Origin of the sequence: Nocardioides candidus, assembly GCF_041321175.1 — a bacterium.
Classification (GTDB): Bacteria; Actinomycetota; Actinomycetes; order Propionibacteriales; family Nocardioidaceae; genus Nocardioides.
Window position 1 is genome coordinate 1,066,354 of the sequence record NZ_JBGGWC010000001.1, and the last position, 20,589, is coordinate 1,086,942.

Consider the following 20,589-nt stretch of genomic DNA (forward strand, 5'->3'; position numbering starts at 1 on the left):
GCCTAAACGGCCCGACGAACCGTGACCATCACATGCGGCGCAGGACAGCGGTGACCTTCCCGAGGATCGTGGCGTTGGTGCCGTCGATCGGCTCGAAGGCGTCGTTGTGCGGCAGCAGCCAGACCTTGCCGTCCTTGCGCTGGAACGTCTTGACCGTGGCCTCGCCGTCGATCATGGCGGCGACGATCTCGCCGTTCTCCGCGGTGGGCTGCTGGCGGATCACGACGTAGTCGCCGCTGCAGATGGCCGCGTCGATCATCGACTCGCCGCTGACCTCCAGCAGGAAGAGCTGGCCGTCGCCGACGAGCTGGCGGGGGAGCGGGAAGACGTCCTCCACGCGCTCCTCGGCGAGGATCGGTCCGCCGGCGGCGATCCGGCCGACGACCGGCACGTTGGTGGGCACCGGGTTGCTGTCGCCGTAGCCGGTGATGTCGTGGGTGCTCTGCATCGACTCGGGCAGCACGACCTGGAGGGCGCGGGGCAGGCTCGGGTCCTTCTTCAGGAAGCCCTTCTCCTCCAGCACGCGCAGCTGGTGGGCGACGCTCGAGGTGCTGGTCAGGCCGACGGCGCTGCCGATCTCGCGCATGCTCGGCGGGTAGCCGCGCTGGTCGATGCTGTCCTTGATGTGCTGCAGCACGCGCTGCTGGCGCGGGGTGAGCCCGGTCGCGTCCGGGGGTCCGTCGGGCAGCTCGCTGACCTTCTTGCCGCGCGCCTGGGTGTTCGCCTGCTTGTCCGCCATGTCGCCGACGGTAACGCCGATCACGCCTCGGTTTCAAACATCTGTTCGAACCGGCGTGTCGCGACACGCCGTCGAACATCTATTCGACCAGGTCCTTGATCCGTTCGAACCTTTGTTCTAACCTCGTACATGTGTTCGATCGAACTGTTGATCGAACGGCCCGGCAGGTTTCTGTCGGACCCCCTCGCTGAACTTCTCTCGAACACACCGACCAACTCTTCCCCGGAGGTCACACCGATGAGCACCCTCACCCTCGCCCCGCACGTCAGCTACAGCCGCCCGACCAGCGTCCGCCTCACGCGGCGCGGCCGACTGGTGGTCTTCGGCTTCGGCGTGCTCCTCGCCTTCGCGCTCGGCGTGTGGTTCGCCGCCGGCTCGGTCGCGACCCAGGAGGCCGGTGTCGAGCAGGTGCAGGTCGTCACGGTCGCTCCCGGCGAGACCCTCTGGGACATCGCCTCCGACGCGGTCGACGTCACCGGTGACGGCGACGTGGCCGGCATGGTCGCCCGCATCAAGGACATGAACAGCCTCGACTCGAGCGTGGTCTACGCCGGTCAGGACCTCCGCGTCCCCACTGAGTGACGCTCGTCGAATGACCCCACGGTTCTACAACTGAATACTCCGTCCACGCACCGACCCGCGTGGACGCACCAAGGCGGCCCAACTGCCCGGGCCCCCTTAGGGGAAGACGAAGGGCGGACCCACGACCCCGGGTCCGTCCTTCGCTCCGTTTTCAGCTGCCGTAGCCCACGAGCGTCGGCCGCGCCTCGATCGCCCGCAGCGCCACCGACCCGCCGGGGATGGTGACGCTGCCCGGCACGGGTTTCCACCCCTGGCCGCCGACCCGGTAGTCCGCCACCCAGGTGGTGTCCACCGCCGGCGCGTACCTCCCCGTCCGCAGGTAGCTGTGCGTGATCGACAGCCTCGGGTACGGCGCTCCCGGCTCGTCCGTTCGCAACGAGTCGCCGTCGCCGAAGCGCCAGGTGTAGGAGTCGACCCGGATCCGCAGGTCCACCCGTTGCCCGAGGAGCCTCACGGTGCGATCGAGGGTCTGCTCGTGGGTGAAGAAGTTGGTGTCGAAGTTGACCAGGGTCTTCCCGCCCGGGGGCTGGACCGAGAGTGTCGAGGGCGGGAGGGGGATGCGCCGGAAGGCGGTCGCCACGAGGCCGCCGGTGACGGCGGGTGCGGCGTCGGAGGGACAGGAATAGGTCTCCCACAGGAGATCACCGGTTGGGGATTCAACCCACGAATGGGTCTTGATCGTGCCGTCGGCGCAGGTGAACTGCCCAGTACACACACTTTGGCAGGCAGATTGGGAGTGAAAGGTCCCGGTCGTTGAAGTGCTGGCGCTCCCGGACGTTGAGGTTCCTGCTGCATCGTCGTGCACCCAGACCCCAAACTGTCCGGGGCCCGATCCGACGTCGGCGCCGTCGTCGGCAAAGGCCGGACCGAGGCAGCACGCGGCGAGTGCGGCGAGCGCCGCGACGAACCATCGCATTACAGGAGCTCCACTGTCGTCACACTCCACGTACCTCGGACCAGGGCGACAGAGACCAGCCACTTTGCCGGGCCGCCCTTGAAGGTTCCGTTGAGGTTGCCGGCACCGACAGTTCGCTGCGTCTTCACAAGCGTGTGGGTGACCACAGCCCAGTGCTCGGGATCGGAAGACACCGGCTTCAGCGCCACAACCCTGTAGTTGCCGCCGACGATCTTGCCGCCGCGGCGATACACCCGGTTGATCCCTTGGATTCCGGCGGCGCAACCCGAGCAAGATGGCTGGTCGATGCGAGCGAGGAGATTGACGTCGCCGGTCTTCATCGCATAGTTGACGACACGCCAGTAGAACCTTACGAAGGCGGTAACTCCTGCTTGACCGCGCGATTCCGCCTCCGGCGGCACGGTCGGCTCAACAGGACCCGTCGCAATGGCCGTCGTCTCAGTCGTCGTACTCGTGACTTCCGAGCTCGACGACGCGCTTGGCGTGCCCGGGTCTCCGGGCGGATCATCGCCCCCGCCGCACCCGCCGAGCACCACCATCAGAAGCGCGGCCGCACCGAGTGCGGGCGCGCGCAGAGTCATCCCCATCAGAGCCTCCCGAGATCGAACCCCGCCCAGACCCATGGCGGGAAGGCGAAGGTAACCCGGGCAGAGCCAATCCGAACAGGTCAGTGTTCTCGGATGTGGAAACGCCGTAGTCGATCGCCCGCGATCTTCGACGCCGACCCCACGGGCAGCTGCCGATCCTCGGTCGCGAGGCCGCCATCCCGCGCGTCCGCGCGGTCCGCATGACCGGCCGCCCGCGCCGGCCCGTGGACCGGACCCGGCGCCGACGGAGCTGATGAGTCGTGCCCGCCGCAACCAGCGAGGGAACCGATGACGAGGGCGGCGAGACCGGCAAGCGCGGGCGTTCGGACGTGCTGCATGAGACCTCCCGAGACTGGAGCCCGTCCGCAGAGCGCGGGCGGCACTCGGACGCTAGGCCGGATCGCGCCGCCGGGACACCCGCGAGAGTGGGACCTGTGGACAACGAACTGACCCCCTGGCGGACGCGCGGGAGGCGATCCACGCTCTGCGCGTTGCGCCACGCGGAGGACGGTGTTGCCGTCGAGCGCCAATGCGCGGTGAAGCAGGCCTCCCTGGCCGCCTGATTGCCGGATGCCATGCGCTCGGAGCCGTCGGCGGCTCCCAACGTATGGCGCACGGCGACAGCCCCAGCCGCCGCGGGCCCTACCGAGCGGCCCGCTTCCCGCCCTTCGGGGTGGACGAGTCCCGCTTCACCTTCGCGGGCCTCGGGTCCGGCGCGGCGGTGAACCCGACCGCCCTCGAGAACCGCGCGACGAGCATGAACCCCAGGAACAGGCACGCGACCGCGCCGATCGCGGCGACGGCGAGGTAGAACCAGGCGGCGTTGTCGTCGTCGTGACGGGCGGTGGAGCCGAAGTCGATCGCGGCGTAGACGAGGTAGCCCCAGGCGACGACGCAGAGCGTGATCGCGAGGGCGAGCACCAGCAGCACGGGGCGGAAGCCCCGCTTCTGGCGCGCTCCTGCGCGCTTGCCGCTGCTCACGCAGGTGATTGTGTCCGACGAGCCAAGGTGTTGAGGCCCAGACGCGCCAACCGGCCCGCAGCCGCTCGATCGACCCCACGCGACCGAGCGACCGCGGACCGGCAGGTCCTGAGGGGTGGTGCTACTTCGGCGAGACGGTGTAGCTGACGTCGACGCCGTTGGAGTCGGTGACGGCGAGCGTCACCAGGTAGGTGTCGGTCGCGTACTGACCGGTGATCGCGGTGCCGTTGTCGACCTTCTCGGTGACGGTCTCCGCGCCACCGCCGGTGAGCTTCTCCTCGGCCGTGGAGTACGCGCCGGCCTTGTCGCCGCCCGCGTCGCCGACCTGGATCACGACGGTCCAGGTGGCGGGGTTCTTCGTGTACTGGCCACCGAGGATCTTCCCGTCGACGATCGCCACATCGTCAGTGGGGAAGGTCTTGGGCAGCTTGCCCGTGGTGACGCCGCCGTCGGTGGTGTCGATCTCGATGTTGCCGTTCTCGATGTCGTCGAGGTTGGCGTCGACCCCCTGGCTCTTGAGGTCGTCCTCGACCTTGTTCTTGACGGCGTCCTTGACGGCGTTCCCGCAGCCGACGAGCGAGACGCCGATGAGGACGATTGAGGGGACGGCGATGAGCATGCGTGTACGACGGTGGGTCATGAGGGCCTCCGGCCAGGTGCAGAAACAGGGGAGTGCGGGTGGCCCCGAGGCCGCGAGGTAACGCTAGTGACGAGACCCTCCCTCCGAATCAGCCTTCCGAACCATTTGGACCTGTGTTGAGACGGTCCTGATACTCGCGACTCGCCCGACGACACGCCGTACTCCCTGTCGCGAAGACCGCTCTGACCTGCACAAACGTGACCCAGCAGACATTTCCCTGGATCACTTCCGCGACTCCGCTTGCACCCCTAGTGGTGGGGGCGTAAGGTCACCACTACATCTAGTAGTTACAACGATGTAGTTATCCCCAGGGCCATCAACAGGACCAGCGGAGATCTGCACAGCTAGATCGCTCTTATCCACAGCGAAGCGAGGCCCGCCAGAGGGTCTACTTCGTCATGCCCGGACGCGAACAGCGAAGGAGGACCGGCCCCGATGCACTGCGCCTACTGCAAGCACCAGGACACTAAGGTCCTCGACTCCCGCGTCGCCGACGACGGCTGCTCCATCCGCCGCCGCCGGGTGTGCCAGGCCTGCGAGAAGCGGTTCACGACCGTCGAGCTGATGCAGCTCACGGTGCTCAAGCGCTCCGGCGCGACCGAGCCGTTCAACCGCGACAAGGCCGTGGCCGGTGTGCGGAAGGCCTGCAACGGCCGTCCGGTGAGCGAGGACGACCTGGCCGTGCTCGGCCAGGAGGTCGAGGACCAGCTGCGCCTCGCCGGCAGCCCGGAGATCGCCGCCCACGAGGTGGGCCTGGCGATCCTGGCGCCGCTGCGACAGCTCGACGAGGTCGCCTACCTCAGGTTCGCCAGCGTCTACCGCGGCTTCGAGTCCGCAGCCGATTTCGAGGCAGAAATCGCGCTGATGCGGATGGAGCGAGCGGGCACGGTTGTTGAGAAAGAGGCGACCTTCTCAGCCCCATCGGGCTGACCACAGACCGCCCGGGCAGGGAGTGGGGAAGCTGTCTGCCCGGGCACCAAACTCCGGCTCCGATTCTGTCGGAGCCACGAGCAACACTGGAAACCGACCGCACCCAGCCAGGGGGATTCGCAAGTGACCGAGACCGCCAACTCCGCAACCAGCGCCGCGACCAAGGGGTCGAGCACCGGCCTGAAGATCGAGCGTGTCTTCAGCACCGAGGGCGTGCACCCCTACGACGAGATCACCTGGGAGCGGCGCGACGTCGTCCAGACCAACTGGAAGACCGGCGAGACCGTCTTCGAGCAGCGCGGCGTGGAGTTCCCCGACTTCTGGTCGGTCAACGCGAGCACGATCGTCACGACGAAGTACTTCCGCGGCGCCGTCGGCACCCCTGAGCGCGAGACGGGCCTCAAGCAGCTCATCGACCGCGTCGTCAGCACCTACACGAAGGCCGGCATCGAATACGGCTACTTCGAGACCGACGCCGACGCCGAGCTCTTCGACCACGAGCTGACCTGGCTGCTCGTCAACCAGTACTTCTCCTTCAACTCCCCGGTCTGGTTCAACGTCGGCACCAAGTCGCCGCAGCAGGTGTCGGCCTGCTTCATCCTCTCGGTCGACGACTCGATGGACTCCATCCTCAACTGGTACAAGGAGGAGGGCTTCATCTTCAAGGGCGGCTCCGGAGCCGGCCTCAACCTCTCCCGCATCCGGTCGAGCAAGGAGCTGCTGAGCTCCGGCGGCACCGCGTCGGGCCCGGTGTCCTTCATGCGCGGCGCCGACGCCTCGGCCGGCACCATCAAGTCGGGCGGCGCGACGCGGCGTGCGGCGAAGATGGTCGTCCTCGACGTCGACCACCCCGACATCGAGGAGTTCGTCGAGACCAAGTGGCGCGAGGAGGACAAGATCCGCGCCCTGCGTGACGCCGGCTTCGACATGGACCTGGGCGGCAAGGACATCACGTCCGTGCAGTACCAGAACGCCAACAACTCGGTCCGCGTCACCGACGAGTTCATGCGCGCCGTCGAGGATGGCACCGACTTCGCGCTCCGCGGTCGCAAGACCGGCGAGGAGATCGAGCGCGTCGACGCCCGCGGGCTGTTCCGCAAGATCAGCGAGGCGGCCTGGGCGTGCGCCGACCCCGGCCTGCAGTACGACGACACGATCAACGACTGGCACACCAACCCGGAGACGGGCCGGATCACCGCGTCCAACCCCTGCTCGGAGTACATGTCGCTCGACAACTCCTCCTGCAACCTGGCGAGCCTCAACCTGTTGAAGTTCCTCAAGGAGGACGACACGTTCGACGCGCCGCTCTTCGCGAAGGCCGTCGAGCTGATCATCACGGCGATGGACATCTCGATCTGCTTCGCCGACTTCCCGACCGAGCCGATCGGTGAGACCACCCGCAACTACCGCCAGCTCGGCATCGGCTACGCCAACCTCGGCGCGCTGCTGATGGCGATGGGTCTGGGCTACGACTCCGACGGCGGTCGCTCGATGGCGGCCACGATCACGTCGCTGATGACCGGCACGTCGTACCGTCGCTCGGCGGAGCTCGCCGCGATCGTCGGCCCCTACGCCGGCTACGCCCGCAACTCCGAGGCCCACCAGCGCGTGATGCGCAAGCACCAGGCGGCCAACGACGAGGTGCGCACGCTGCACATCGCCGACGCCCAGGTGCACAAGGTGGCCACCGACGAGTGGGCCAAGGTCGTCGAGCTCGGCAAGACCAACGGCTTCCGCAACGCGCAGGCCTCGGTGCTCGCGCCCACCGGCACCATCGGCTTCATGATGGACTGCGACACGACCGGCATCGAGCCGGACTTCTCGCTGGTCAAGTTCAAGAAGCTCGTCGGCGGCGGCTCGATGCAGATCGTCAACCAGACGATCCCGCGGGCGCTGACGAAGCTGGGCTACGACGAGGAGAAGGTGGAGGCGATCGTCGCCTACATCGCCGAGCACGGTCACGTGGTCGACGCTCCCGGCCTCAAGCCCGAGCACTACGAGGTCTTCGACACCGCGATGGGTGAGCGGTCCCTCAAGCCGATGGGCCACGTCAAGATGATGGCGGCCTGCCAGCCGTTCCTGTCCGGCGCGATCTCGAAGACGGTCAACCTGCCGGAGACGGCGACCGTCGAGGACATCGAGGACATCTACCTGCAGTCGTGGAAGCTCGGTCTCAAGGCCACCGCGATCTACCGCGACAACTGCAAGGTGGGCCAGCCGCTCGCCGACGGTGGCGGCAAGGCCAAGAAGGACGCCGCCGACGCCGAGGCTGCTGCGGCCGACGCCAAGGTCATCGAGAAGGTCGTGGAGAAGGTCGTCTACGCGCCGACCCGCAAGCGCCTCCCGAAGTCCCGCGTCTCGCGCACCACGTCGTTCACCGTCGGCGGTGCCGAGGGCTACATGACCTCGGGCGCCCACGACGACGGCTCGCTCGGCGAGGTCTTCCTCAAGCTCGGCAAGCAGGGCTCGACCCTCGCCGGTGTCATGGACGCCTTCTCGATCGCCGTGTCGATCGGCCTGCAGTACGGCGTCCCGCTCGAGACCTACGTCTCGAAGTTCAGCAACCTGCGCTTCGAGCCCGCCGGCCTCACCGACGACCCCGACATCCGCATGAGCCAGTCGATCATGGACTACATCTTCCGCCGCCTCGCCCTGGACTACCTGTCCTTCGAGGAGCGGTCGATGCTCGGCATCTACTCCGCCGAGGAGCGCCAGCGCCACCTTGAGACCGGCTCCTACGAGCCCATCGAGGAGACCGGCTCCGCGTCCGAGCTCATCGAGAAGCCCGTCGAGGTCCGCGCCGCCGCCGAGCTCGTCGAGGAGGCAGAGGAGGCCGAGATCGTCATCACCGACAAGGCCCCCGACGCCCCCCAGGCCCGGACCAGCGCCGAGCTCCTCGAGCAGATCACCGGGCACGCCGTCGACAGCCCCCTGTGCATGACCTGCGGCACCAAGATGCGGCCTGCTGGTTCTTGCTACGTCTGCGAGGGCTGCGGTAGCACCAGCGGCTGCAGCTGAGGTTCCAGCGCGTACGACGAAAGCGGCGGTCACCGCGTGGCGGTGGCCGCCCTTCCGTCAGTGCGGGGGCGAGGAGCGGTGTGTCGTTCGCGGCGATATGACGCACGTCCTTCGTGACTACAACGTCGGCGGTCCAGACAGCCTGAGTCATGGCCACCATTGCCGATCGGATCCTGGAAGCGATTCGGTTTCGTCCGCTTGACGATGACGTACTTGCAAAGCGCCTCGGAGTGCCCCAACGCCAGTCGATCAATCAGGCAGCGCGACGCCTAGAAGCAGCCGGAGGCTTCAGCGGTACGTCGGGACTGACGGCAAGATTGTTAACGTGCGGTACCGACACCTGCGCCCCGAGGTTCACTAGGGGTTCGCGGGCGAGAAGGGCCTGGAGTACTACCGCGATGCCCGACGTCGAACCGCCAGGTCCTCGTGCAGAGGACCTCCGGATCGTCGCGCGATACGACCAGGGTCCGATCAGCGAGGACGAGGTCAAGGCTGCTGTCAGGGACTACCTAGTCGCAGACGGGTTTGTGGTCGAGGTCGCTTGGGGGCGCTCTCCTGGCATTGACATTGTCGCGACTCGCTCGGACGGACGGCGGCTCGTCATCGAAGTCAAGGCAGAGAAGGGCGTCACGGGCGCTCAGCAGCACAACTACTTCGTCGGGATGCTTGGCGAGCTCGTTCAACGCATGAACGATCCGGCGGCGACATACGGGATCGCCCTGCCCGACAACGGTCAATACCGCGGCCTCGTCAACCGATTGCCGTCCTACGCGCGGGAGCGCCTGGGACTCGTCGTGTTTTGGGTGTCACGTCAGAACGACGCCATCGTCGTAAGGCTCGAGCAATAGGTCCGAAGCATGCCCTGCTCCACCCGTGGGGTCCTCGCGCCATCGGGACGCTGAGGCTTGGCGGCGCCGCTGTGATTCTGCGCTCCGTTACCTGCCACGGGACAGGGGGGAAAGAAATTGGCGAAGGTGCGTGCGCAGCGGCCCGTCAGTGACGTACACGTATGTCCCCAGCATTCCTCGCGTCAACAACACTGCGTAGATGTTCCGGACGTACTGGAGGATGTCGTCGTCGGAGTAGGTGATGCCGAGCATCCGGTTGTTCGTGGTGCCTCGCGGGTCGTGGTAGCTCTGCCGGTCGAAGTAGATGGCACCACGCGCCGGGTCGTAGCGAAGGTCGTTGCCGATGATTACGCCGGCGTAGTTGAGGTCATAGCCCTGGATCGTGTGGATCGAGCCGACCTCCTCGACCGAGGTTGGGGTGTTGACCCAATCGACCTCCGTTGAGTTCCACCGCAGCGCCAAGTCGCCGAGCTGGATGTCGATCGCGCTAGGGTCGCGCTTCGACTTCCAAGGCCAGGCAAAGCCGGCGAGAAGTCGCGCAAGGCCGTGCTCGCTGTTCCGCTGAATGATCTCTTGGCGCATCTTGGCCGGATGGTCGAAGAACCGGAGGTCGTATCCGTCGAAGTGTCGCCGCTCAGTGATCGTGCCCGCGAGGATGCCGCGTACGTACTGGACGTAATCGTCACCAGCGCGGACCCGCATCTGCGAGCTCAGCGGGTAGACGCGGCCGTTGCTCCTGGCGGATTCCACGAGTGCTTGCGTTGCCGCTAGTGGCAGATCTGCCGGCCGGACGGACTGCGCGCCGTCGAGCAGGTACACCTGGTGCTTGCTCTTCATCTCGATCCAATCGAGCTGGGTGATCGAGTAGTCGTCCTCGCCGAACAGGTCGATATTGATCTTGCTGAACATTGTGTTCAGCGGACCGGCGGCTTGGTTCGCTCGCTGGTTGAGCCGGTGAGCCTCGTCGACGATCAGGAGGTCGAACGACTCGGCCGACTGGCCGACTTGGAACGGCGACAGAACCTGGTCTGTCCTGAGTCCTGGCGTCTTACGGAACACGGCCTTGATTGATTGCCGGAGGGACTGTTGCGGTACGACGAGGCCGAAGCGAAGGTCGGTGAGGAGCTCCGGGTAGCCGGGCACGAAAAACTCGGAAAGAAGGCTGTCGCTCTCGGGTGGAGCGCTGACGTCGGCGGTCTTGATGTCGCTGAGAAGCTTCATCAGAAAGATGCCGACTACGGTCTTGCCCGTGCCGGGCGCGCCTTGGATGACGATCCGGCTAGATGCGCCCGACTCTAGATCGTCGAACAAGCCCCGAAGGATGTCCTCTACCGCGATGGCCTGGTCTTGCGTCAGCGCCTTGAAGGGCGACAGCTTGAAGAGGTCTGTGTTCTCGATCTCGCGGAGGGGGCGGGTGAAGGCGCCCCGCCGGCGGAGATCTTCGAATATTGCTTCGAAGGTGCGGCGGTAGCCTGCCCTGCCGTAGTACTCGGCGTTCATGATGCCGTGGTTGCCATTCAGGACCTGGTACTGGCCGTCCCCGGCGAAGAGGCGAATGAGGAACGACTCGAGATCCAGACAGACGGACTTGTTGAAGGTGTCGTCCACCACCACCCGCGCGCCGCGCAGATGCGCCTTCGAGGGCGTCTCCAGGTGTTGCTTGAAGCGGCCGGCGACGTTCAAGGACTCCCCGACGTAGATCTCGTTTGCGTCTGAGAGTGTGTAGACGACTGGCCAGTTCGTGAACCGAGACTCCAGGCGAGACCATGCCGCGATCTCCTCGGCCTTGAACGAGACCTCCTCAATCCGAAAGCTGGTCATACTTGGTGCTCCGCCCCCGAGCCTGATCGACCGGGTACTTCTTACGGGTGACGTCGAGCTTGTCCAGCACGATCTGATCAGGATCCAGCCCGAGACGTGCCGCGAGAAGGTGGCAATACGTCAACACGTCCGCCAGCTCCTCGGCGACCCGTCCGCGGTCCGCGCTCTCGTCCCACTGGAAGCACTCCAACAACTCAGCGGCCTCGATCACCACGCTCTTAGCAAGGTTGGCTGGGGTGTGGAACTGCGCCCAATCACGCTCCTGGACCGCCTCCTGCAGGGCCTCGGCGACCGACCTCTCGTTCATGGTCGCGACCTTAGTCAGAACCATCTTGGCGACAGACCGATTTGAGTCCTTCCTCCCCGAAATGCTTTGGCACCGCCCGGTGGGGAGCCCAACTGTCGGGCCGTGCCCAAGGACCCGGAGACAACCTGTTTGGGTCTTGGGCAGTTTCCCGGACACCGCCGCATCCACGACCTAGCGTCGTCGGTATGAAGCTTCGGCCTACCCGCCTCGCGATTGCTCCGACCCTGGTCGCTGGGCTCATCGTGGCGATCCCGGTCGGGCAGCCGCAGGCCGCAAGCTGACACCCCCGGCTGCGTGTCCGGTGCGGAGTATCGGGAGGTTCACCTCGGGATGGCACGGGGGAACGTGCACCGGATCTTCGACACAAAGGGGCGCAACCTCTTCGAGAACCCGGGTGTGGTTCACAACTCGGCCCGGGAGTACCGCATGTGTGACGCGTTCGCGTCGGCAACCGGGGACACTACGGTGCAGGTCCAGTTCAACAACTACGCCGCCAACGGTGGGCCCCAGCGCGTGGTCTACAAGCAGCACTATTAGGTCTCGCCAGTGCGGTGTTGTCTGGAGTGCGACCTTTACACGCAGGCAACGATTGGTACCCGGACCCGCGCCACCCCTGCTGCGCAACTGCTCAGCAGGGAGGTTCGGCGTGCGGTGACCCTGCGACACCATGTGGGAGCAGTAGGGGATACCGCGACTGCTCGGGTGGCATTCAGCCCTTTACGCACATCAGCGTGGTGAGTTGAGCGACGACCTCGACGAGATCGGTCTGGGCCTCGATGACGGACTCGAGGTCCCTTTAGGCGCCGGGAATCTCGTCGATCACGCCGGCGTCCTTGCGGCACTCCACGCCTGTGGTCTGGGCCTCCAGATCCGCCACGGTGAAGGTGCGCTTGGCCTTCGACCGCGACATCCGGCGGCCTGCGCCGTGCGACGCGGAGCAGTACGACGCCCCGTTGCCCAAGCCGAGCACGACGTACGAGCCGGTGCCCATCGAGCCGGGGATGAGGCCGTACTCGCCGGCGCCCGCCCGGATCGCGCCCTTGCGGGTGACGACCAGGTCGACGCCGTCGTAGGTCTCCTGCGCCACGTAGTTGTGGTGCGCGGAGATCTGCTCGCGGTACTCGACCTCCAGGCCACTCGCGCCGGACCAGGTTGCAGAACAGCGCCATCATGACGGCGCGGTTGCGGGCGGCGTACTTCTGCGCCCAGTAGAGGTCGCGCAGGTAGGCGTCCATCTCCTCGGTGCCGGAGAGGAACACCGCCAGGTCGCGGTCGGGCAGACCGAGGTTGTGCTCCAGGCCCTTGGCCTTGTAGATGTGCCGCTCGGCGATCTCCTTGCCAATGTTGCGCGAACCGGAGTGCAGCATCAGCCAGACCTGGCCTCCGTCGTCGGACGTCAGCTCGATGAAGTGGTTGCCGCCGCCGAGCGAGTCCATCTGCTGCTTGGCCTTCTTCTCGCGGTCCTGCACGTCGTCGTGCAGGCCTCTGAAGCCGGCCCAAAAAGCGGTCCCAGCCGGCGTAGCGGCCGTGGTTGAGCTTGAGGCGGTTCACGTCGGGCATCGACTTGTGAGCCGAGAAGCCGACCGGGATCGCCTTCTCGACCGCGAGCCGCAGCGCGTGCAGGTCGGCGGGGAGGTCCGCGGTCCTCAGCGACGTGCGCACCGCCTGCATGCCGCAGCCGATGTCGACACCGACCGCCGAGGGCGACATGGCGTTCTTCATCGCCACGACCGAGCCGACCGTCGCGCCCTTGCCGAGGTGGACGTCGGGCATGACCCGCAGGCCGTGGACCCAGGGGAGGCGCGAGATGTTGCGGACCTGGCCGACGGCCTTCATCGCGTCAATTGTCGTCATCCTCCTTGGGTCTCGTGACGGTCGCTGCGCGACCTCCTCGACCAACGGTGGTCACGCTGCGCTACGTCCTCGACCAACGGTGGTCCCGCTGCGCGACCTCCTCGCCCAACGGCGGCGGCAGCCTCCTCGACCAACGGCGGTCACCCTGCGCGACCTCCTCGACCGACGGCGGCCAGCACCCCTTGCAGGAGTCGAACCTGCGACCTCCGCTTTCGTAGCGCGGCGCTCTGTCCGGCTGAGCTAAAGGGGCAGGGACGGCGAGCGAAGAGGACGGTAGATGGCGCGCACCAGACCGACCTAGCTGATTCCGAACGGGTGGCGCTTCAGTTCCTGTTCAGGCCGAACTGCCGGGTCATCAGCGCTCGCTTGAAGTGGGCCTCGGCCTTGTCCACCTCGGCGGTCGGCGTTGACGGCCCGAAGACCCGCAGGATGCTCCACTGGAAGTGGCGGGAATGTTCTGCGTCGGCGCCCTTCAGCTCGCGGAGCGCCTTGTTGTTGCCGTGACCGTCGCGGGCATAGGCCGTCCACCTGCTGAGGATGCGTTCGGCGCCGTCTGCTTTGCCGACGTACTGCTTGCCGGTGCTCGTGTCGGTGATCAGATAGATGCCCTGCACGGCTCCCAGCGCCGTGCGCCACGCCTCGTAGCGGGAGTCTTCGAGCATGGTTCTGAGCTCGGAGCGGCTCAGGAGGACGCTGTCGTAGCCCGGGAACGACACGACGTCGGGGTCGGCGATCTCGACGATGGGGAACCCTGCTGCCGATGCCCCCTTCTTCGCCCAGTTGATGGTGTCCTTCGACCACTCGATGACCAGCCGGTTCGCGAGGGAGGACATCACCGTCATCGGGCGAAGGTCGAAGTAGCGGTGAGAGTCCGTCTGCTCCTCGGAGACCTCTCCTCCGTTCTCGAAGGCGCCCCAGTAACGGCAACGACGGCCGCTCTCGGCAAGGAAGTTGAGCCAGAGCCTCGGCTGCTTGCCGTTGAACCTGAGCCCCTGCTCGCGCGCATAGGCCCAGACAGCTTCGTAGCTGGTCTCGCCTCGTCGGAGACCGTCGTCGTTGTACGTATGACGGATGACGAGGACCTCAGCAGGGTCGATGCCGCAGGCACTCATGACGTGGCCGAGGGTCAGGTCGCCTTCGGGCGAGCTCGCACTGGTCATGCAGAGCAGCCTAGGCAGATGACGGTGCAGCCGGTTCGAGCGCCGCTTGACCGGGTCGCTCTGGAGCGCGGCTCTCACGTCAAAGTTCTCCAATGACGCCTGGGTTAGGCGGTTCGGAGGATCGGCACGGTCGCAGCTTGAGGCGGGGACCGTCGTGCCGTCTTCAGAATGAACAAAGTGATCGTCCATGAGTGCGAGTGGAGAGGCCGGGGTTCTGTCGGAGCGTCGACCATGATGGCGACATGACTCCGGAGCAGGTCGACCGCGCTGAAGGTGCTCTGCTGGGTGCCGCGGTCGGCGACGCCCTGGGCGTCCCTTACGAGTTCGGTTCGGCGGAGGTCGGTCGTGACGGCCCGGAGATGCTGGGCGGCGGACTCGGGGACTTCGCGCCGGGGGAGTGGAGCGATGACACAGCGATGCTGTGGTGCATCGCCGACGTTGCGGCGACGGGTGCCGACCTACGGAGCGAATCCGCGCTCGATCAGGTGGCGCGCAATTTCCGTCAGTGGTTCGACACGTCGCCGGCCGACATCGGCATCCAGACCCGGCGAGTGCTCGCCGAAGGCGGTCCCGAGCCAACAGCTGCCGCGTTGGCGGCGACGTCGCACGACCTTCATCGACAGACCGGCCGTACGGCGGGCAACGGCTCCTTGATGAGGACTGCGCCGGTCGCACTCGCCCACCTTGACGACCCGGTCGCGTTGGTCGAGGCGGCGCAACGGGTCAGCCGGCTGACCCACTATGACCCGCTGGCCGGTGACGCTTGCGCCCTGTGGTGCCTCGCGATCCGGCACGCGGTCCTCGACGGCGAGTTCGAGCTGAGGACGGGACTCGAGCTGTTGGCAGGCGACGCTTCCGTGCGATGGGCCGACATCATCGAGGAGGCCGAGCAGAGCGAGCCGGGCAGCTTCACGGACAACGGCTACGTGGTCGTCGCCCTCCAGGCCGCCTGGTCATCGATCGTGCGCACCGATGCCTCCGCGCCCGATCAACACGTCGCGGACACGTTGAGCCGGACGATCGGCATCGGCGTGGACACCGACACGGTGGCGGCGATCACCGGTGCACTCCTCGGCGCGCGTTGGGGGGCGGCGGCCGTTCCGGCTCGATGGCGCGACGCCGTGCACGGCTATCCAGGGATCACGGGCGCAGACCTCGCCGCTCTTGCTCGAACAACCGTGGAGGGCAGGGCATGACCACGCCGACGATCGCGATCGATCGAGGAGCCACCGCTCGACGGATCCGGAAGCTGGAGAGGTACGTCGAGGCCAACCTGTTGTCCGAGGGCAAGTTCATCTGCACCTCGTGCAAGCAGTGTCGAGCCTCCTCTGACAAGGACTACCTGTTCCGCAAAGGCATCATGAGCCACGTCGGACGTCGTTACGACCTCCAGCGCAACGGCCACCCTTTGCGGATCGTGGTCGTCGGGCAGGAGTCCGGGCTGCCGAAGCGCGCCGAGTTCACCGAACGGGTGTCTCTAGAGACGCGCTACCGGCAGACCCTTCAGGTCTCGGGGTTGGAGCGTCGCTTCTACGCCGACGACGGCTTTCCGGGTCGCAACCCGCACATGCGAGGCACGACGACCGCACTGCGACTCCTCATGGGGGTGGGCGCCGGCACCGATCGTGAGAGCGAGTTCATCGAGCCTGCCAACGGTCGGCGTTTCCACCTCTTCGACGGCTTCGCACTCGTCAACCGTCTGCTCTGCTCGACCGGCCCGAAGGACACCAGCACCGGACGCCCGACGCCGACGATGGCCCACAACTGCGAGCGACACTTCAGCGCGACGCTGTCCATCCTCGAGCCCACCATCGTGGTGCTGCAAGGAGGCAAGGTGTCAGCCTGGGCTCGCTCGACATTGCCGCTGGTCAAGGAGCGTTCGCCGCATCTCTACGAGTCGACCCTCGGTGGCAACCGCGTCGTCGTCTGCGCCTTCTCGCATCCATCGGCGCGCGGCGATCAGCGGTGGGGCGAGCGGCCCGATGCGCCGTACGTGAGGGACGTCGTCGAACCGACGATCAAGAATGCCCTCAGGCTCAATTGAGGCGATCACGGAGCCCACCGATTCTGCGAAACCGGAGTCGTAGCCGTCGTCCGGAGGTTAACGTCGGGGCAACCGTGGGGGAGCGGTTCGACGACGACGATGCTCGGGCGCGACGCTCTCTCGGAAGCTATCAACCATGCCGCTCACCCTCGGGTCGAGTGACGTGAGGTCACGCCATGAACGACGACACCGTCCTGCCCCCGCCGCCCCCGGGTGGTCCCGGAGACGGAGCCTCGCACCTCGGCCCGCCGAGGTTCGATCCCTACACCGGTCAGCCGCTCGCGCCGCCGCCAGAAGCGCCCCGGTTCGACCCCTACACCGGGCGTCCGCTCGCTCCGGCGTCGGAAGCTCCGCGCTTCGACCCGGACACCGGCCAGCCGCTCTCGCCGCCGTCTACGCCGGGGATGCCCCCCGCGTCCAACGGACATCGGGCACCGCGTTCGCCGCGACGGAAGGGGCTGATCATCGCGGGCTTCCTGGCGGCGGTGTGCCTGCTGTCCGCCGGTGGCGCAGCCGCGGTCATCCTGTCGAAGCCGTCGGCGGAGGACAAGGCGCACGACCAGCTCAAAGCCGACCAGAAGACCTGTCATGAAGCCGTCGACCCGACTCTCGACGCTCTCGCCACCGTGGATTCGCGACTCGACGTCGGGCTCACGATGGCCGACTACTCGGAGCTGGTCGGTGCGGCCTCGGTCGAGCGCAACCGCCTCGACGAGGACGCCGTCAAGGGGATCGACTTCTGCGAGTCGGCGGTCGAGGGCATCGACGCCGCTCTCTTCTCCTACAGCCTCACCGCGTCGAGCTGGAACGACTGCATCTTCGAGAGCAGCTGTGACCCCGACACCGACCTCGATCTCTCCGAGACCTGGGCCGACGACTCCGAGACCATGGATGCCATCACCCAGGCGCTCGAGGACGGTGAGCCGATCGATCCTGACAGCGACGTCGGGCAGCGGATCGACTTGGTGAGCAGCCTCGACGGCATTTTCGAGGACTCATGACCGCCGGCTGACGGAGTCCGCTCGTCCGCCGAACCCGTGACCACCAGCCGGTCCCGCGGCTATGGTCGCGGTGTCCGGGACCGCCATGAAGTAGGGAAGCACCATGGGGCGCAGGTACAACCCACCGCCGAACTGGCCGAAGCCACCGTCCGGGTGGACACCCCCTCCCGGTTGGAAGCCGGATCCTGCTTGGGGGCCTGCCCCGTCCGGTTGGTCTCTGTGGGTCGATTCCGAGACGAAGCCGCCGCTCAGGATCTTCATCTCCTATCGCCGTAGCGACTGCCAGTCGCAGGCCAATGGGCTGCACGACGGTCTGTCACACCGGCTGCGGGACGCCTCGATCTTCATGGACATCGACTCGATCCCTGCCGGGGTCGACTTCGAGCAGCACATCCGTCGCGAGATCGAGACGTGCGATGTGGTGCTCGTCCTGATCGGTGACAACTGGCTCGATCCTCGTCCGGGGTCGAGCAAGCGCCGCATCGACGAGTCCAACGACTTCGTGCGGCTCGAGATCGAGAACGCGCTCGAGTCGCCGCGGGTCCGGACCATCCCCGTGCTCGTCGAGGGCGCGCGGATGCCGGACATGGAGGAGCTGCCGAAGAGCATCCGGCGGCTCGCGCGCATCAACGCGATCGAGATGGACGACATGCGGTGGAAGTCCGACCTCGAGCGGCTCAGTCGCCTGCTCGTCACCGTGCAGGAGCAGCAGCAATCGGGAGAGCCGCTCGGGAGCCCTGACGTGACGCGGGTCGCGACCGTCGTACGCGAGCCTGCCGCGTCCTCGCGGCCGGTAGCGCAGTATGCGCCGCCACCTCCGCCCCCGCCGGCGGTGGCACACAGCCGACCCATGACCGCGCCGCCACCTCCTCCGACGGCGCAGCGGAGCCCGTGGCAGGCGTTCAACGCCAAGCCGCAGACCGGATGGATCGCCGCGATCCTGCCGCTGGTGACCTGTGGACTCGGCAATTTCGTGCCGCTCCTGCGCGCTGGCCTGCTGCGCCCGCACGATCCTCGCAAGAGGTGGATGCTGATCGGGATCGGAGCGGCTCTGGAGGTGATGGCGATCGTCTCTTTCGTGGTCTTCGAAGCGGCGCCCACCGACAAGGACGGGACGCCGACGGGACCGGTGTCCGGACTGGGAATGGGGATGATCTTCCTGTTCCTCGGGACAGCCGTGACGTTCGGCATCATCTACCGCAACCGACCACCCGAGCTCGACGCGATCGAGGTGGAGATGGCGCGGCGCAACACCCGGGAGCACTACCGGCGGCTCGCCGAGACCAACCCCGGCATGGCGCGCAGCATCAACGTCGGCCGGCCTGACGTGGCCCGTGCGCTCGACGACGCGGGCCTGGTCGACCTCAACATGGTGAGCGCGCAGACGCTGATGCAGTACGGCCGCCTCACCAAGGACGAGGCCGACCGGGTGGTGGAGCAGCGGATGATCGCGGGACGGTTCGTCAACGTCGAGCAGGCCATCACCTCGGCCGAGCTGTCGGAGGGATCGGCGAAGGAGCTACGGGAGCTCGGCGTCGTCACCTGATGGCAGCTGCACCGCGTAGCCGACCCGCGCCAGCATGCTCGGGATCGCCCGGATGGCGTCGCGGTCCTTCTCACGCTCGGGCTCGTCCAGCTCGTCCCAGCTGACGAGGAGCGGGTGGGTGCGCGCGATCGGGTCCTTCGCGCCGGCGCCGTAGGTCCAGCCATCCGCGCGCAGGTCGGCCGCCCAGCGGTCGTGCTCGCGTATCGAGAGCGCGTCGAGCGTCGGGCCGCTGATGCCGAGCGCCGTCGGTGCCTCGCCGTCGTGGAGCGGCACCAAGGTGGCGCCGACCATGCTGAGCGTCTCGGCGACGGACGCGGCGAATCGGCGGTTGGAGACGCGCAGCGACTCCGGGAGCTCGGTCCAGCCGACCAGTGACGGGTTGTGGGCGACCGTGTGGCCCTGGGCGCGCTCCTGCTCGAGGTAGTCGTCGTGCTTCGCGCGGGCCATCAGCTCGATGGCGGAGGCCTGCAGGAAGTCGTCGGCCAAGGACGACGCGGTCGTCGGCACGATCGTCACCCGGTCGGCCAGGTCGCCGAGCAGGTCGAGGAGGGTGTCTGCGGTATCGCCGGTCACCGCGGCCACGACGTGCAGCCGGGGGTCGAGGCGGGCCAGAGCGATGGCGCGCGCCACGCTGCTGTCGGCGCCCCCGTCGGCGGAGCCGCCCACCACGGCGACGGTCGCGTCGGGGTCGTCCAGCTCCAGCTTCACGCCTGCGAGCACGGCCCGGCGCTCCAGGTGCGCGACCACCCGCTCGCGCAGCGAGCCCCCGCCCTCGACGCGGATGCCGGTAGGCCGGCCGCCGGCGCGATCCATGGCGACGTCCACGATGCGGCTCGCGGCGCGGTCCTCGCGGTTGAAGCACTCCACCGACGTGCCCGACGGATTGCGACCGAAGGTCAGCCGGCCGACCTCGAGCCAGAGCGCCGCATCGTCGATCGCGACGTGCACGATCGTGTGTCCGCGCCCCTGCTCGGCCCGGATCGAGCGCACGCGGTCGGCGACGTCGAGACTCACCGCGTCGTTGCCCGTCGTCACGATCACGTGACTTGCACGCTCGACGCGCGCGCGCTCGAGCGTCACCCCCTGGCGTCCGTCGCCGACGACCGTCCGGGCTCCCGAAGCCCGCAAGCCGGGCAGCCGCGGGTGCGCGCGATCCGCCTCGACGACCACCACGCTGTGGCCCTGCGCACGCAGCGCCTCGGCGATGTAGCCCGCCGACGACGACAGCCCGACGACGACCACGTGGTCGCGGGCGAGCAGGGTGATGAGCAACCGCTGGTACTGGTCACGCAGGAACGCCGCCGTCGCCGCCACCGCGGCCGACCCGATCGCGACTGGCGCCAAGAAGCGCGCCACCTCCAGCTCCCACGGCGTCCCGCCCGGTTGCGGCCCGCTGTCGAGGACGAAGAGCTGCAGCGTCCGGTAGAAGGCATCGACCCGCGACATCGACTCCGGACTGGTGCTGTAGGCGATGAAGCCCAGCACCATCGCAACACCGGCGAGCATGCCGCTCCACAGCAACGGACTGGTGCGCAGGGACCGCAACCGCCGTACCTCCCGTCAGACCTGCCGAACTCGAAGACGAACGATACGCAGTGGCCTCCCGAGATCGCTC

Annotated in this window: 18 protein-coding genes, 1 tRNA gene and 2 pseudogenes; 8 read left to right on the forward strand and 13 right to left on the reverse strand. The window is 67.3% G+C overall.

What is annotated here, in order from left to right:
* Positions 1 to 28 precede the first annotated feature (28 nt).
* Positions 29 to 739: a transcriptional repressor LexA gene (gene lexA, locus ACAX67_RS05255; RefSeq protein ID WP_370702760.1), complete on the reverse strand. Its 711-nt coding sequence runs from the start codon at positions 737 to 739 to the stop codon at positions 29 to 31.
* Positions 740 to 976: 237 nt separating this feature from the next.
* On the opposite strand from lexA, the gene ACAX67_RS05260 reads away from it, so the two are divergent.
* Positions 977 to 1,321, forward strand: coding sequence for a LysM peptidoglycan-binding domain-containing protein (locus tag ACAX67_RS05260; protein ID WP_370702761.1), 345 nt, complete (start codon positions 977 to 979; stop codon positions 1,319 to 1,321).
* A gap of 151 nt (positions 1,322 to 1,472) precedes the next feature.
* Here ACAX67_RS05260 and ACAX67_RS05265 read toward each other — a convergent pair whose 3' ends face one another.
* From ACAX67_RS05265 to ACAX67_RS05280, 4 genes are all read right to left on the reverse strand, one after another.
* Positions 1,473 to 1,901: a PKD domain-containing protein gene (locus ACAX67_RS05265; RefSeq protein WP_370702762.1), complete on the reverse strand. Its 429-nt coding sequence runs from the start codon at positions 1,899 to 1,901 to the stop codon at positions 1,473 to 1,475.
* 335 nt (positions 1,902 to 2,236) lie between these two features.
* A complete protein-coding gene (locus tag ACAX67_RS05270) occupies positions 2,237 to 2,818 on the reverse strand; it encodes a DUF6318 family protein (RefSeq protein WP_370702763.1) in 582 nt (193 codons plus the stop codon).
* A 648-nt stretch (positions 2,819 to 3,466) separates the two neighbouring features.
* Positions 3,467 to 3,805: a hypothetical protein gene (locus ACAX67_RS05275; RefSeq protein WP_370702764.1), complete on the reverse strand. Its 339-nt coding sequence runs from the start codon at positions 3,803 to 3,805 to the stop codon at positions 3,467 to 3,469.
* Positions 3,806 to 3,926: 121 nt separating this feature from the next.
* Positions 3,927 to 4,424, reverse strand: coding sequence for a hypothetical protein (locus ACAX67_RS05280; RefSeq protein ID WP_370702765.1), 498 nt, complete (start codon positions 4,422 to 4,424; stop codon positions 3,927 to 3,929).
* A 456-nt stretch (positions 4,425 to 4,880) separates the two neighbouring features.
* Between ACAX67_RS05280 and nrdR the strand changes: the two genes are divergently transcribed.
* The 3 genes from nrdR to ACAX67_RS05295 all read left to right on the forward strand — a co-directional run bounded on the left by nrdR (position 4,881) and on the right by ACAX67_RS05295 (position 9,241).
* Positions 4,881 to 5,375 carry a transcriptional regulator NrdR gene (gene nrdR / locus ACAX67_RS05285; RefSeq protein ID WP_370702766.1) on the forward strand — a complete coding sequence of 165 codons (495 nt, stop codon included), beginning with the start codon at positions 4,881 to 4,883 and terminating at the stop codon, positions 5,373 to 5,375.
* A 123-nt stretch (positions 5,376 to 5,498) separates the two neighbouring features.
* Complete coding sequence (locus ACAX67_RS05290) at positions 5,499 to 8,393, forward strand: vitamin B12-dependent ribonucleotide reductase (RefSeq protein ID WP_370702767.1); 2,895 nt, start codon at positions 5,499 to 5,501, stop codon at positions 8,391 to 8,393.
* Positions 8,394 to 8,791: 398 nt separating this feature from the next.
* A complete protein-coding gene (locus tag ACAX67_RS05295; RefSeq protein WP_370702768.1) occupies positions 8,792 to 9,241 on the forward strand; it encodes a restriction endonuclease in 450 nt (149 codons plus the stop codon).
* 87 nt (positions 9,242 to 9,328) lie between these two features.
* Here the strand turns inward: ACAX67_RS05295 and ACAX67_RS05300 are convergent, their stop codons facing one another.
* From ACAX67_RS05300 to ACAX67_RS05330, 7 genes and pseudogenes are all read right to left on the reverse strand, one after another.
* Positions 9,329 to 11,062: a DNA/RNA helicase domain-containing protein gene (locus ACAX67_RS05300; protein ID WP_370702769.1), complete on the reverse strand. Its 1,734-nt coding sequence runs from the start codon at positions 11,060 to 11,062 to the stop codon at positions 9,329 to 9,331.
* Entirely contained in the window at positions 11,043 to 11,369 is a 327-nt protein-coding gene (locus ACAX67_RS05305) for a nucleotide pyrophosphohydrolase (protein WP_370702770.1), read from the reverse strand. Before ACAX67_RS05305 ends, ACAX67_RS05300 begins: the two co-directional genes overlap by 20 nt.
* Positions 11,370 to 12,165: 796 nt before the next feature.
* Positions 12,166 to 12,456, reverse strand: a complete 291-nt coding sequence (locus ACAX67_RS05310; RefSeq protein WP_370702771.1) for an RtcB family protein — start codon at positions 12,454 to 12,456, stop codon at positions 12,166 to 12,168.
* Between the two features lie 106 nt (positions 12,457 to 12,562).
* Positions 12,563 to 12,805: pseudogene (locus ACAX67_RS05315) on the reverse strand (RtcB family protein); the annotation flags it as partial.
* Positions 12,806 to 12,986: 181 nt separating this feature from the next.
* A pseudogene (locus ACAX67_RS05320) lies at positions 12,987 to 13,223 on the reverse strand (RtcB family protein); the annotation flags it as partial.
* 176 nt (positions 13,224 to 13,399) lie between these two features.
* Positions 13,400 to 13,473, reverse strand: a tRNA-Arg gene (locus tag ACAX67_RS05325).
* Positions 13,474 to 13,546: 73 nt separating this feature from the next.
* A complete protein-coding gene (locus ACAX67_RS05330) occupies positions 13,547 to 14,572 on the reverse strand; it encodes a GIY-YIG nuclease family protein (RefSeq protein ID WP_370702772.1) in 1,026 nt (341 codons plus the stop codon).
* A gap of 53 nt (positions 14,573 to 14,625) precedes the next feature.
* Between ACAX67_RS05330 and ACAX67_RS05335 the strand changes: the two genes are divergently transcribed.
* The 4 genes from ACAX67_RS05335 (at position 14,626) to ACAX67_RS05350 (ending at position 18,974) form a co-directional block, all read left to right on the forward strand.
* Positions 14,626 to 15,579 carry an ADP-ribosylglycohydrolase family protein gene (locus ACAX67_RS05335; RefSeq protein WP_370702773.1) on the forward strand — a complete coding sequence of 318 codons (954 nt, stop codon included), beginning with the start codon at positions 14,626 to 14,628 and terminating at the stop codon, positions 15,577 to 15,579.
* 80 nt (positions 15,580 to 15,659) lie between these two features.
* Positions 15,660 to 16,427: a uracil-DNA glycosylase family protein gene (locus tag ACAX67_RS05340; protein WP_370702774.1), complete on the forward strand. Its 768-nt coding sequence runs from the start codon at positions 15,660 to 15,662 to the stop codon at positions 16,425 to 16,427.
* 176 nt (positions 16,428 to 16,603) lie between these two features.
* Positions 16,604 to 17,428, forward strand: coding sequence for a hypothetical protein (locus tag ACAX67_RS05345; protein WP_370702775.1), 825 nt, complete (start codon positions 16,604 to 16,606; stop codon positions 17,426 to 17,428).
* Between the two features lie 103 nt (positions 17,429 to 17,531).
* Positions 17,532 to 18,974, forward strand: a complete 1,443-nt coding sequence (locus tag ACAX67_RS05350) for a toll/interleukin-1 receptor domain-containing protein (protein ID WP_370702776.1) — start codon at positions 17,532 to 17,534, stop codon at positions 18,972 to 18,974.
* Here the strand turns inward: ACAX67_RS05350 and ACAX67_RS05355 are convergent.
* Complete coding sequence (locus tag ACAX67_RS05355; RefSeq protein WP_370702777.1) at positions 18,948 to 20,519, reverse strand: NAD-binding protein; 1,572 nt, start codon at positions 20,517 to 20,519, stop codon at positions 18,948 to 18,950. The two genes, ACAX67_RS05350 and ACAX67_RS05355, sit on opposite strands and share 27 nt — an antisense overlap.
* Positions 20,520 to 20,589 lie beyond the last annotated feature (70 nt).